Below are 13,625 nucleotides of genomic sequence, written 5' to 3' on the forward strand. Positions count from 1 at the left end.
AAAGTGTTGTTTTAACCGCTACTAAAAGTAACCATTAAACGCAATTTTGTGGAGGCGCGACCCGGAGTCGAACCGAGATAGACGGATTTGCAATCCGTAGCATAGCCATTCTGCCATCGCGCCATGCTTTAACCAAAATCAAATCCATCGGAGGAGATAAGAAATTGGAGCGACATATCGGGTTCGAACCGATGACCTATACCTTGGCAAGGTATCGCTCTACCAACTGAGCTAATGTCGCATTTGTATCTCTTTAACGCTCTATTTAAAACGAGACGTTGCAATAAGAGGATTTTTCCCCTGACTGCGGAATGGCATTCTACCGTTTTAGCTCTGATAGTCAATCAATAAAAACAGATTTATTGCAACAAAATGACTGTTTGATGTATAAATCATCATTCTGATTAAATATATTACAAGGCGGATAAAAAAGCATCTCCAAAGAGATGCTTTCAAGACTACATACCTGGGTAAGTACTCAATAAACAGCGATATTCACTTTGCAAACCTTGTTAAACATCCACTGTCAGCAAACTTGGTACTAATTAAATATTAGTTTTTAGGTAGTGATAATGTGGTTAAGCCAAGCATTTTTTGCATAACGCCAACAACCTGGCAGCTATAACCAAATTCATTGTCATACCATACGTACAAAATGGCACGTTTACCCTCTGCAATCGTTGCTTGTGAATCGACAACACCTGCATAACGTGAACCCACTAAGTCACTTGAAACAATTTCAGTCGATTCAGTAAAATCGATTTGATTTTGTAACCCAGATTGCAATGCGACATCTTTTAAGTATTCATTCAGTTCATCACGATTAGTTTCGTGTTGTAAATTAACACTGATGATAGCCATAGAGACGTTAGGCGTTGGAACGCGAATCGCGTTACCGGTTAGTTTACCCGCTAATACAGGCAATGCTTTAGCAACAGCTTTAGCCGCGCCGGTTTCGGTAATGACCATGTTAAGTGGGGCGCTACGTCCACGGCGATCTGCACTGTGATAGTTATCAATTAAATTTTGATCGTTAGTATATGAGTGAATCGTTTCTACGTGACCATTTTCAATCACATATTTGTCATTAACCGCTTTTAACACTGGTGTGATGGCATTAGTTGTACAACTTGCCGCTGACACTATGGTGTCTAAATCAAGGATATCGTTTTCATTAACGCCGTAAACGATATTTTTAATCGCACCTTTGGCTGGAGCTGTTAATAATACTTTTGCTGCTCCAGGGCTCTTAAGGTGTAAACCTAAACCAGCTTCATCTTTCCAAATACCTGTGTTATCAACAATTAACGCATTGTTAATATCATACTTAGTGTAATCAACTTCATCTGGTGAGTTAGCGTAAATGACTTGAATGTAAGTTCCATTGGCAATAATTGCGTTGTTTTCTTCGTCAACTTCAACCGAACCATTAAATGGTCCGTGTACTGAGTCACGACGTAATAAACTGGCACGCTTTTCTAAATCACCTTTTTTACCACCACGCAATACAATGGCACGAAGGCGCATTTTATTACTTTTACCAGTACGCTCAATGAGTAAACGAGCTAACAAACGCCCTATTCGACCGAAGCCATAAAGTACAACATCACGAGCTGGGGTGTCATCACCATGATTAACCGCTTCTGACAACTCCTGTGCCATATAAGCTTCGATACCACTTGCATCCTTGTTATCACGCCAGTAATTAATCGCTAATTTACCAATATCGACTCGGCAATGCTTGATGGCTAATTTGCTAAGTGCTACAACAAATGGGAAACTTTCACGAAGACGTAATTTTTCACCGACATGACGACGTACTAAACGGTGTGACTTAATGATTTCGATGGTTGATGCATTGAGTAGTGGTTTACCATATACCATAACCTCAATACCTTGGTTACGATACAACTTGCCAAGCAACGGTTGCATTGCTTCTGCCATTTCGAAACGTTCTTGCCAGCTTTGTAAATGTTTATCTGCGCTCATGTAGGGATCCTTTATCTCACTTTTCTCGTTTTTTCAGAAAGGTTTGAGTAACAAAAAGAAAAGACCAATAATTTAGTATATTGTATGGGGGTGGCCCCCTGTTGGTCGCCGACATTGTAAAGAAATACAGCCGATTTCGCTAGTAACAAATTTTCGGTAAATGTGTAATTTTATTAGACAATTTACCGCTCGGAGACGCTTTTGAGCCATAATTTTGTATTAATTACATCATTTACAGTTATCGGGGCCTGTTTTGGCCTTTTTGGCTGCGATAATGACCGAAACAGCGACCTTATTTGTAAAAATAATCCTGAACTTTGTAGTGATTTACACAAAGATAGTTGGTGCCGATTTGAGAAAGGTGACCTGATCCGCCACAGATATGCGTTAAAACAGAGCTCATCGCCTACAGGTAAACAACTTTACCAGCAACTTATTTACTTAGAGAAATACAGTAAATGCATCGAATTGGCTGCTGGTGTACAACATAAAATTAATACTGACCGAACCCGTGATCGAGAACGCGCTTTTGCGGTAAGCACTCAGACACTCAGCGAACTTCAAGAAACCACCCGTGCAAATAACGAAGTGCATTTAGCTTTTTATCGTTGGATGCGTTTTAACGATCAAGCAGGATTAGCGATTGTAGAAAACACTTATAAGCAAGGATTGCTTGTCGATAACGATATCATTACTCAACTAGCAGCCTATTATGTGAGAGTTTCGCCTAATGATGCCAAAACGCTTTATTTGCATTTGCTTGCTACCACCAAGCCAGCAGATATTGATCCTGACTGGTTTTTAGCCCTCGCTTCTATTTACCGCCAACAACAAGATAGTGAAAAAGAATACCTGTTAACCAGAGCCAACTTATTGATCAGTGAAAACCAAGCAGATGAACAACAGTTATTAGCTATCATTAAGGGGGATCAAGCGCTTGCATCGACATTAGACAGTCAAGCCATTGAACTCGTCTCAGTGGTAATGAGCGAACAATTTGCCAATAGTCACAGTGAAGCATTATTAAAATAAGCTAGGATTGTGAACTTTGAATCCATTTTGTGGCTTATTAAATTTATTATTACTTACAAAACTGTGCTTAAAATATCTTCAAAATGGGCTAAATGTAAAAAAAATACGAATATTATTGGCTTAATTCGGCATATTTGGGTGATTTAACTTGATTATTACGGCCAATTTGGTAATTTTACAACCAGGCGAATGATATGCCACCAAATTATTTTAACTTGAGGGATATGAGATGACTATCCGTGTAGCAATTAACGGCTATGGCCGTATCGGTAGAAACGTTCTACGTGCACTGTACGAAAGCGACAAAGATTACCCAATCGAAATCGTTGCGTTAAACGATTTAGGTGATGCTTCTATTAATGCTCATTTAACTAAGTACGATACTGTACATGGTCGTTTCAACGCGAAAGTTGATCATGACGATGAAGCTATCTATGTTAATGGCGACAAAATTTTAACTTTCCAAGAACGTGACCCATCAAAGTTACCTTGGGCAGAATTAAAAATTGATGTTGTCTTTGAATGTACGGGTATTTTCACATCAAAAGAATCTGTGCAACCACACCTTACTGCCGGTGCTAAGAAAGTTATTATTTCAGCTCCTGGTAAGAATGTTGATGCCACAATCGTATATGGTGTAAATAACGACATATTAACTTCAGACATGACAGTCATTTCTGGTGCATCATGTACCACTAACTGCCTTGCACCTATTGCTAAGCCGTTAAATGATGAAATTGGTATTGAATCTGGTTTAATGACCACGATCCACTCTTACACCAATGATCAACGTCTATCTGATGTTTACCATACAGATTTACGCCGTGCTCGCGCTGCGGCAATGTCGATGATCCCTACTAAAACCGGTGCAGCTGCTGCAGTAGGTTTAGTGGTTCCTGAGCTTATGGGTAAATTTGACGGTTTAGCGGTACGAGTGCCAACAATCAACGTGTCTTTAGTTGACTTAACATTCTTAGCCTCTAGAGACACCACTGTTGAAGAAGTGAATGCCATCATTACTCGTGCTTCACTAACGTCACCAATGTCTGAAGTATTAGCGATTAATGAAGAGCCATTAGTGTCTATCGACTTCAACCATAATCCTTTCTCTTCTAATTTCGACGCTACACAAACTCGTGTTAACGGTCGATTAGTGAAAGTAATGTCATGGTATGACAACGAATGGGGTTTCAGTAACCGCATGTTAGACAACGCTGTAGCGTTAATGAACGCCAAGTAATTAAACTATAAATTAGCTCGTTAAGAACTAATTTAAAGTAAACTTAATAGCCTCGCATTTGCGGGGCTTTTTTATTTATTAAAAAGTTAGTTCATCGCTCTGGGATTCAAATAATACTGCAATTTTCTATTATCATTAAATTCATCGCCTACAATTTTATCAACACGCTAAAATCATACATACACTGTTAGCTGTTACATCCTATTACCCAATATCTATTGCTTATAAGTGACGAAGTCGAATAGCACTAAATAAAGTAAGACAGATTCGACTCCCCTTCTATTTCAATTCGTTCACTAGTCTATTAATCGTACAAAATGGAATGAAAGTAATGAAATGAATTATGAGTAAAGGTAAGTTATTACAACATAGAGCACAAAATTCGACCAATAGAGCCTTGTTTATTTTCTGTTTATAGCTGATATTTTAAATCATTAAATATTATTTATTTACAAAAGGTCAAAGGAATTAAAAATGGCGAGCAAATTTAATTTAACTATCGGCAACCGTATTATCTTAGGTATTGCCGTTGTATTGTTTTTAGTCATGGGTACCGTTATTCCTTTCGTACTATCTGAATTCTCAGCCACTATCGATAGCGCCGAGCAACGCGAGCTACACAAGCTATATGAAACGGCTACAGCTGATATTGAATCAACAGGGAAATTGGCTCAAGCTTTAGCAACGGTCATTGCTAGCGATAGAGAATTACAAAAGCTATTCAGTGAGGGCAATAGAAATGAATTAGCGGCTAGAACTATTCCGCTTTTCGACTCATTAAAAACTAGTTATGGCGTTCGTCAATTCCAGTTCCACTTACCTCCTGCGACGTCCTTTTTAAGGGTTCACAAGCCAGAGGAGTTTGGGGATGATTTATCCTCTTTTAGACAAACCATCGTTGTCGCAAATCGAGACAAAAAAGCGGTTAAAGGACTAGAAAAAGGAGTCGCTGGGATAGGCATTCGCGGAATTATGCCGATAAATTATCAAAACAAACATATTGGCTCTGTTGAGTTTGGTATGTCTTTTGGACAAACATTTTTTGACGAATTTAAAAAAGATTATAACGTCGATATTGCTCTCTACACTGAGAAAAATGGACGATTTGAAGCTTTTGGAACCACAACAAAACCTAATAGTTTTTCAAATAATGCCGATTTAACGCAAGCATTTAATGGTGAAGTGCTTAATAGCCAGTCAACATTAAACGACACCCCCTATGCTATCTACTTACGTCAAATAAAAGATTTTTCTGGCCAACCTATTGGCGTCCTAGAAATCGCAATGGATCGTACTCATAATACGAGTGCACTAAAGACAGTATCTTTAACCATGATTTTTGTAGGTATTATTGCGTTATTATTAGGGATAGCCATTGCTTGGGTGGTAAGCAGAAGTATTACAAAGCCAATTAATACTACCACTAACACGATGAATAATATTGCAGATGGCGATGGCGACTTAACCCTGCGTTTAACCGTTATCGGCAACGATGAAATTACTCAGCTATCCAAAGCATTCAACCAATTTGCTACCAAGGTTCATAGCACAATTACCCAAGTGATGTCAGCTACTCAGCTGCTTAATAACTCTGCTGAACGCTTATCTAATATTACACTTGAAACACGATCTGATACCGTTCAACAGCAACAGGAAACTGAGCAGGTTGCGACCGCGATGAATGAAATGAGTGCAACCGTTCAAGAGGTTGCACAAAATGCTACTCAAGCAGCTGATGCTGCCCAAAAAGCCAATGAAGCAACAGAAACGGGAAAACTTGTCGTCAGCGCAGTGTCATCAGAAATTAATCAATTAGCATCAGAAATCAACATTGCGACAGAAACTGTTTCACATTTACAAAGCCAAACAACAGCCATTGATAGTGTACTGGAAGTAATTCGCAATATTTCTGATCAAACTAATTTGTTAGCTCTGAATGCCGCAATCGAAGCTGCTCGCGCTGGCGAACAAGGCAGAGGCTTTGCTGTTGTTGCTGATGAAGTTCGAACCTTAGCAAGCCGAACACAGGCCTCAACCCAAGACATTCAAGCCATGATAGAACAATTACAAAGTGGTGCAGCGAAAGCAGTTCAAGTCATGAAAGAAAGTAGTAAGGTCACAGATTCTTGTGTAGCACAGGCAAATAATGCCGACCGAGCGCTCGATGACATTTTTGCAGCGGTCAATACTATCACTGAAATGAATATTCAAATCGCCAGTGCAGCAAATGAACAATGTGCGGTATCAAATGAGATTAATAAAAACATCAATAACATCAACTATATCGTTACTAAGACTACGGATGGTGCAATGCAAACAGCCAAGGCAAGCGAGGACCTTGCTGATTTGTCTAAGCAACTTAATACCTTAGTTGGGCAATTTAAAATTTAACAGAATACCGCATCACAACAATAACAATTGAGAATAAAAAAACCGACATGGAGTCGGTTTTTTTATCTGGCTAGTAATTGATTCGCAAACTTAGCTATTTACTTATGCGTTGCCCTTCACTTTCATATTCAATTCTTTGGCAAAATCGAGCATGCGAGTTAGTGGGATGAGTGCTTTGATGCGCAGTTCATCATCAACAAATATTTCATGATTAGTTTTATCGCTATCAACTAGTGAAGCTTCGATAGCTTGCAAACCGTTCATGGCCATCCACGGGCAATGGGCACAACTCTTACAGGTGGCACCGTTGCCGCCGGTTGGGGCTTCGAGCAAGGTTTTACCTGGAGCAGCCTGCTGCATTTTATAAAAAATACCGCGATCCGTGGCAACAATAAAGGTGTCGTTGGCCATGGTTTGCGCCGCTTTAATCAACTGACTGGTAGAACCTACAGCATCAGCAAGCTCAACCACACTAGCTGGTGACTCTGGGTGAACCAAAATGGCTGCACCAGGATGTTGCTTTTTAAGCTCGCGCAATGCTTTAGCTTGAAACTCATCATGCACAATACACTCGCCTTGCCATAACAACATGTCGGCGCCAGTTTGTGTATTGATGTAAGAGCCTAAGTGGCGATCGGGTGCCCAGATAATTTTTTTATCTTGACTATCGAGATGCTCAACAATTTCTAAAGCAATGCTTGAGGTGACCACCCAATCTGCACGAGCTTTTACTGCTGCAGAGGTGTTGGCATACACCACAACAGTATGATCTGGATGGGCATCGCAAAACTCATTAAATTGCTCAATCGGACAACCTAGATCTAACGAACAGGTTGCTTCCAGAGTGGGCATTAAAATGGTTTTTTCAGGGCTTAAGATTTTAGCGGTTTCGCCCATAAACTTAACCCCAGCAACAATTAATGTCTTTGCTGGGTGATCGCGACCAAAGCGAGCCATTTCTAAAGAATCTGACACACAACCACCAGTTTCTTCAGCTAATGCTTGAATTTCAGGATCGGTATAATAATGGGCAACAAGGACTGCATTTTGATCAATCAATAACTGTTTGATACGTGCTTTATATTGTGCTTTTTCAGCGTCAGACAACACGGCAGGTTTTGGCGGAAACGGATATTCAATAGTTTCAATTTTAGGTGCCGACAGACTCATACAAAGTTCCAATCGATTTACATTGTTTGTGTATTATACGAAAAAGCCACTTAAAACAAAAGGACGCGTTAGCGTCCTTTTGCATAAGATAGCTTAATCATTATTAACGCATGGCTAAGAGCATTTCTTGTGGTTGCTCTAGGTAGTGTTTCCATAAATTACAGAAGCGAGCTATGGTGCCACCGTCAATAACGCGGTGATCGCCAGACCAGCTAACTTGCATAATCTTACGAGCTTCAACTTCACCTTTGGCGTTAAATCGAGGCAGTATCTGTAACTTACCTAATGCCACAATCGCCACTTCAGGTTTATTAATAATAGGTGTTGCTATCGTGCCGCCTAATGCACCGATATTAGAAATTGAAATAGTCCCATCTTTTAAATCGGCTGGTGACACACGGCCGCTGCGTGCAGCTGTGGTTAAGCGTGAAATGTCAGCGGCAATATCTAAAATAGACTTATTTTGCACATCTTTAACATTCGGAACCAATAAACCCACTTTTGAGTCAACTGCCATACCAATATTATGGCGCGACTTATATGTGAGTTCAGTGCAATCAGCGTTTACTTGACTGTTCAAGATCGGAAATTCATTGATAGCTAACGACATGGCCTTCATAAAGAATGGCATCATAGTGAGCTTCACTTCGTCGGTTGAGTAGCGCAGCTTCATACTTTCACGCAAAGCAACCAATTCAGTTAAGTCAAATTCTTCGCAATAGGTAAAATGTGGAATTGTCGATACTGACTCAACCATCATTTTAGCCATAATAGCTTTGACGCCTTTGATAGGTTCAACACGATCACTTGCTGAAGCAGGGCTAACTAATTGACCACTGACAGGACTTGTCACTTGATCAGCAGACGATGAAGCAGCATTTGTATTTGCAGCGGGTTGAGAGGCACTTGCACCTTGCTGATGACGTTCAATATCTTCTTTGTAAACACGGCCATTTTTGCCCGTACCGACTACAGTTGCGATATTTATATCGAGTGTCCGCGCCATACGGCGAACAGCTGGGCTGGCTAACGCTTTACCCTGAGCAACGGGCTCTAGATTAACATGTGGTGCAGCGGCTTGAGCTTGTTGAACCACGTCAACGCTAGCAGATGCACTATCAGCATCGGCTTCGACTTCGATGGAAAATAGAGGCGAATGCACTTTAGCAAGCTGACCCTTACGGTAATGCAGTTTAACTATTTTACCGGCTTTCATCGCCGGAATTTGCACTAACGCTTTATCTGTCATCACATCAGCAATCGGTTGGTCTTCGACCACCATATCGCCTTCTTCTACCAACCAGTCAACTAGCTCACATTCAACAATTCCTTCACCAATATCGGGTAGTAAGAATTCTTCAATATTTGATGAACTTTTTGTTGTCGCAGCGACAGAGTTATCCCGGTCAACAGGAGCGTGATTAGCCGATGTATCGTTAACAGCTTCTTTAACCGGAGTGACAGCAGCTACAGGAGTCTCAGAAACACTAGAGCTGTCATCACCGTCCATCTCAACCGCATATAATGGCTGATGCACTATGGCTATTTCGCCTTTAGCGTAATAAAGCTTAGTGATTTTTCCGGCATGCGGCGCAGGAATTTGTACTAAGGCTTTATCAGTCATTACATCAGCAATCGGTTGGTCTTCGGTAACCATGTCACCTTCACTGACTAACCAATCGACTAATTCACATTCCACTACACCTTCGCCGATGTCAGGTAAAATAAAATCTTTAATCATATCTTACTCCTAATAAGCAACTGTGGCCTTGATAGCTTCGAAGGTCTTTAACTCATCTGGCATGTATTCTTTTTCATGCACTAATGGATAAGGCGTATCTAAGCCGCACACTCGACAAATTGGTGACTCAAGCGATAAGAAACATTCTTGTTGGATCGTTGCGGCAATTTCGCCAGCAAAACCACCGGTTAAAGGGGCTTCATGGTTAATCAGTAAACGACCGGTTTTGGTCACTGATTTAGCGATGGTTTCAACATCCCATGGTGCGATAGTACGTAAGTCGATAATTTCACATGAAATACCTTCTTTTTCCGCTCGCTCACAGGCTTTTTCAACGATTTCCATCTGTGCGCCCCAAGCCAGGACTGTAATATCACTGCCCTGCTTAACCACTTGTGCTTTACCTAATTCGATAACGTAGTCACCGGCTGGCACTTCGCCAACAGATGCGCGGTATAAACGCTTAGGTTCAAAGAAAATAACCGGGTTTGGATCGCGAATAGATGCCAACAACAATCCTTTTGCTTGTTCTGGATTGCGTGGAATCACCACTTTTAGGCCTGGTGTTTGGGTAAAATAGGCTTCAGGAGATTGTGAGTGGTAATGACCACCTGCTATCCCACCGCCATATGGGGTTCGGAAGGTTAATCCACCCACATCAAATTGATTACCACTGCGGTATCTAAATTTTGCTGATTCATTAACTATTTGATCGAATGCTGGAAAAATATAATCAGCGAACTGAATTTCAGCAACCGCAGTCATACCATAAGATGCTAAGCCATTAGCAAAACCTGCAATGCCTTGCTCTGTTAGCGGTGTGTTGAAACAACGATCACGACCAAACTGTTCTTGCAGACCAGAAGTCGCACGAAAAACGCCACCGAAGTGACCCACATCTTCACCAAAAATCACCATGCGCTCATCGGCAGTCATAGCTATTGATAACGCCTCATTGATGGCGTGTAACATATTCATTTGAGCCACGATTTAGAGTCTCCCTGCGCTTTTTGGATAGGCTTTTGGATACTTAGCGATATGCTCTTTCAACTCTTTAAGCTGTTTTCTAAGCGCTGGAGTTGGTTTATCAAGCACATCTTCGATAATTTCGTCGAGTTTCGGCACCGGCAACTTTTCAGCCACTTTAACTGCCGCTAACACTTCTTCGCGATAACGTTCAAATAACTTGGCTTCATCGGCTTCAGTAAGCCAATCTTTGTTGATCATCCACAATTTAAAACGTTTTACTGGGTCGTGTTGTTGCCATTTTGCTTCTTCTTCTTTTGAACGATACCCAGATGGATCGTCTGATGAAGAATGCGCCCCCAAACGATATGTCATCGCTTCAATCAATACCGGAGCATTGTGCTCTAATGCGTGAGCTCGAGCTTGTTGCGTAGCAGCTAGCACTGCGAGCATGTCGTTACCGTCTACACGTATGGTATGCATACCGTAACCTACGCCGCGACTGGCAATACCGTTACCGGCAAATTGCTCTTCGGTTGGGGTAGAAATAGCATAACCATTGTTGCGACAGAAAAAGATGGTAGGAGACTTGAGTACTGCGGCCATATTCAAACCAGCATGGAAGTCACCTTCTGATGCTGCGCCTTCACCAAAATAACAAATGGCCACATTACGCTTGCCTTGTAACTTCATTCCATAAGCAACACCAGTCGCCTGCGGAATTTGCGTTGCCAGTGGTGACGAAATGGTTTGGTAATTGAGTTCACGGCTGCCGTAATGGATCGGCATTTGGCGACCTTTACCTAAATCTTTCTCGTTACTGAACATTTGATTCATAAATTGTTCAGTACTAAATCCACGATAACGCAATGAGGCGTGTTCGCGATATTGAGCCAAAATGACGTCGTCTTTATCCAGCGCTGCTGTGCTGCCGATAATTGAGGCTTCTTCACCGGTACAGGTCATGTAAAAACTAATTCGTCCTTGACGTTGCGCACCCAACATACGCTCGTCTAATACTCGTGTAAAAACACAGGTATCAAATATTTTTTCGGCCAGAGCCTTGTCGATTACTGGTAAAACCGCATTTTCATATGTGGTGCCATCAGCTTGCAAAATACGCAAAATGGGGATGTGCAATGACGCTTTGTCTAAGAAGCTGACACGGTGCACTGTTTCATTGGTCAGTGGTGCGTTGCTCATATTATGCTCTTGTTATTGTTAAGCCATGTTCAACATAAACATGGCTCTATTTATACTATGCGAGTAGACATTACGTTAACGTAAACTACCTATCAATACTTACTCTCACTGTAAACGTATTTTACTCACGATTGACATGTATATATTGCTTTACGACTATAAGATTGACTCGTTCGGTGCAGGTACTAAACATAGCACTGTACGCTGCCCAATGGGTACATTTGCATTCGGAAATACAATGGCCTCTTGTGGCTGTTCGACGGTAATAGCTTTACCACCTTCTGTCGCTAACACTGCCCCCTGACTAAAAGCACTGAAGTTTTCTGCATCACCAGCAAAGCTAAATTCAAAGTCATCGAAATGTTTATTAATCGACCTAGACACCTTATACAAGTTGACCTTACTTGCGTCAAACTCAACAGGCGCTAACTGAGGCTCAGTAATCAGTTTTTCAAGCATAGTATGAGTTTGGTCAAAACGACTCATGTCGTTTTGACCAAACGGCATCACTTTTCCTAATTCAACGGTAAATGCATCTGCTTGAAATTGCTCTGAGGAGTAGTAGCTAAACGTAGTTGTCGGTTCATGATGGAATAACATGGTATCAACACCACATGCCGCCAAAAACATAATTTGCTCGCCGCTAAAAGCACGACCTGGACGGTATGGGTAAATGGCAAACTTTTCATGCTTAGAAGCACGGATTGCAGTATGTAAGTCGTAATGAATGCGTTGATTGTCGCTATTGGCATTGAAAAAGTCAGCCACGTATTGTTCTAACGCTTTAGCTCGATGGCGCTCTGGGTGAGTTAAACCCTCGCCCTTTGAATGCGCACCGCTAAATAGGCGATTCATGTTTTCATCAATAAAACGGGTTTTATTAATGATCGCAGCGGGATTACCGATTAAAAACATTACACGCTGCTTGGCCACTATACGTTGAGTCAGCAAATCTTTAATCAGTTGATTGCATATTTCAATTGGCGCAGTTTCATTACCGTGCACGGCACATGACAACACTATGTCTTTAGTGGCAGTTGTTGGCGTAAACACAATCACCCCAGTATCTAATACATCAACCCGAGTATGTTGGGCTAACATAAAGTCATACGCTGCTGGTAGTCGAGTCGGATTTGCTAAGGTATAGGCTAAAAAATCGTGGTTTATCATCAGGTCAGATAACACTATCAACTCCTTGTCTCATTATTATATGGCGTAGTTAAACTTGACGTAAACGGCTGTTAACTAAGATGCCTATTACGGCAGATTCTATCATAGCCAAAGACTATTTTATTGAAGGCATATGTTAGTTTTATTTATTAATAAAAGTTTGCTTGCAAAACATCACAATATTCAACACAATTACAGCCATCTAGACTTCTATAATATGTTTTAAGGGTATGTCATGGCGTTAGCAACATTTGGTGCAGGCTGTTTTTGGGGTGTTGAATATTTTTTCCGTGAAATTAACGGCGTCAGTAACGCAACGTGTGGCTACATGGGTGGCAAAGACACTGCAACAACTTATAAAGAAGTGAAGACGGGTTCCACTGGCCATGCTGAAGTTGTCCAAGTTGAATTTGATCCTGAAGTGGTCAGTTTTAACGACCTACTGGATGTGTTTTGGAAAAACCATAACCCGACCATGTTAAACATGCAGGGTGGCGACATTGGCACTCAATATCGCAGTACGATATTTTTTCACGATAAAGAGCAAAAAGCCCAAGCTGAAACCTCAAAGCTGGCATTAGCACGCAGCGGTAAATGGGGACAGCGTCATATTGTGACTGAAATTGTACCGATACAAACATTCCACATAGCCGAGGAATATCACCAGAATTATTTAGAAAAAAATAACCTACCAACTTGTCACTTGGTTTACTAATTGGATTG

At 41.1% G+C, this 13,625-nt stretch carries 10 protein-coding genes and 2 tRNA genes; 4 read left to right on the plus strand and 8 right to left on the minus strand.

Features of this window, described 5'->3' with window-relative positions:
* Window positions 1–49 precede the first annotated feature (49 nt).
* The 3 genes from H5185_RS17605 to H5185_RS17615 form a co-directional block, all read right to left on the minus strand.
* Window positions 50–123: transfer RNA gene (locus H5185_RS17605), tRNA-Cys, on the minus strand.
* A gap of 42 nt (window positions 124–165) precedes the next feature.
* Window positions 166–241, minus strand: a tRNA-Gly gene (locus tag H5185_RS17610).
* Window positions 242–552: 311 nt separating this feature from the next.
* On the minus strand, window positions 553–1,989 hold the full coding sequence (locus H5185_RS17615) for a glyceraldehyde-3-phosphate dehydrogenase (protein ID WP_124014929.1): 1,437 nt from the start codon (window positions 1,987–1,989) through the stop codon (window positions 553–555).
* Between the two features lie 201 nt (window positions 1,990–2,190).
* Here H5185_RS17615 and H5185_RS17620 point away from each other — a divergent pair, with 201 nt between their 5' ends.
* From H5185_RS17620 to H5185_RS17630, 3 genes are all read left to right on the plus strand, one after another.
* Entirely contained in the window at window positions 2,191–3,021 is an 831-nt protein-coding gene (locus H5185_RS17620; protein WP_182723773.1) for a DUF2989 domain-containing protein, read from the plus strand.
* A gap of 229 nt (window positions 3,022–3,250) precedes the next feature.
* Entirely contained in the window at window positions 3,251–4,261 is a 1,011-nt protein-coding gene (gene gap, locus H5185_RS17625; RefSeq protein WP_124014931.1) for a type I glyceraldehyde-3-phosphate dehydrogenase, read from the plus strand.
* Window positions 4,262–4,735: 474 nt separating this feature from the next.
* On the plus strand, window positions 4,736–6,652 hold the full coding sequence (locus H5185_RS17630; protein ID WP_182742743.1) for a methyl-accepting chemotaxis protein: 1,917 nt from the start codon (window positions 4,736–4,738) through the stop codon (window positions 6,650–6,652).
* Between the two features lie 102 nt (window positions 6,653–6,754).
* On the opposite strand, the gene nadA is transcribed toward H5185_RS17630, so the two are convergent.
* The 5 genes from nadA to astE form a co-directional block, all read right to left on the minus strand.
* A complete protein-coding gene (gene nadA / locus H5185_RS17635; protein ID WP_124014933.1) occupies window positions 6,755–7,822 on the minus strand; it encodes a quinolinate synthase NadA in 1,068 nt (355 codons plus the stop codon).
* A 103-nt stretch (window positions 7,823–7,925) separates the two neighbouring features.
* Window positions 7,926–9,563: a dihydrolipoyllysine-residue acetyltransferase gene (locus H5185_RS17640; protein ID WP_182742744.1), complete on the minus strand. Its 1,638-nt coding sequence runs from the start codon at window positions 9,561–9,563 to the stop codon at window positions 7,926–7,928.
* Between the two features lie 9 nt (window positions 9,564–9,572).
* Entirely contained in the window at window positions 9,573–10,550 is a 978-nt protein-coding gene (locus H5185_RS17645; protein ID WP_124014935.1) for an alpha-ketoacid dehydrogenase subunit beta, read from the minus strand.
* 3 nt (window positions 10,551–10,553) lie between these two features.
* A complete protein-coding gene (locus tag H5185_RS17650; protein WP_124014936.1) occupies window positions 10,554–11,732 on the minus strand; it encodes a thiamine pyrophosphate-dependent dehydrogenase E1 component subunit alpha in 1,179 nt (392 codons plus the stop codon).
* Between the two features lie 156 nt (window positions 11,733–11,888).
* Window positions 11,889–12,917 (minus strand): succinylglutamate desuccinylase, encoded by a 1,029-nt coding sequence (gene astE / locus H5185_RS17655; RefSeq protein WP_182742745.1) that lies wholly within the window; start codon window positions 12,915–12,917, stop codon window positions 11,889–11,891.
* Between the two features lie 220 nt (window positions 12,918–13,137).
* On the opposite strand from astE, the gene msrA reads away from it, so the two are divergent.
* Window positions 13,138–13,617: a peptide-methionine (S)-S-oxide reductase MsrA gene (gene msrA / locus H5185_RS17660; protein ID WP_124014938.1), complete on the plus strand. Its 480-nt coding sequence runs from the start codon at window positions 13,138–13,140 to the stop codon at window positions 13,615–13,617.
* Window positions 13,618–13,625: the final 8 nt, after the last annotated feature.

It is taken from the genome of Shewanella sp. SG44-6 (genome assembly GCF_014164185.1).
GTDB classification, from domain to species: Bacteria; Pseudomonadota; Gammaproteobacteria; order Enterobacterales; family Shewanellaceae; genus Shewanella; species Shewanella vesiculosa.

Coding starts and splice junctions, on each gene's coding strand:
- H5185_RS17640 (WP_182742744.1), bottom strand. CDS start 9,563: ATGATTAAAGATTTTATTTTACCTGACATCGGCGAAGGTGTAGTGGAA.
- H5185_RS17615 (WP_124014929.1), bottom strand. CDS start 1,989: ATGAGCGCAGATAAACATTTACAAAGCTGGCAAGAACGTTTCGAAATG.
- H5185_RS17630 (WP_182742743.1), top strand. CDS start 4,736: ATGGCGAGCAAATTTAATTTAACTATCGGCAACCGTATTATCTTAGGT.
- nadA (WP_124014933.1), bottom strand. CDS start 7,822: ATGAGTCTGTCGGCACCTAAAATTGAAACTATTGAATATCCGTTTCCG.
- gap (WP_124014931.1), top strand. CDS start 3,251: ATGACTATCCGTGTAGCAATTAACGGCTATGGCCGTATCGGTAGAAAC.
- H5185_RS17650 (WP_124014936.1), bottom strand. CDS start 11,732: ATGAGCAACGCACCACTGACCAATGAAACAGTGCACCGTGTCAGCTTC.
- msrA (WP_124014938.1), top strand. CDS start 13,138: ATGGCGTTAGCAACATTTGGTGCAGGCTGTTTTTGGGGTGTTGAATAT.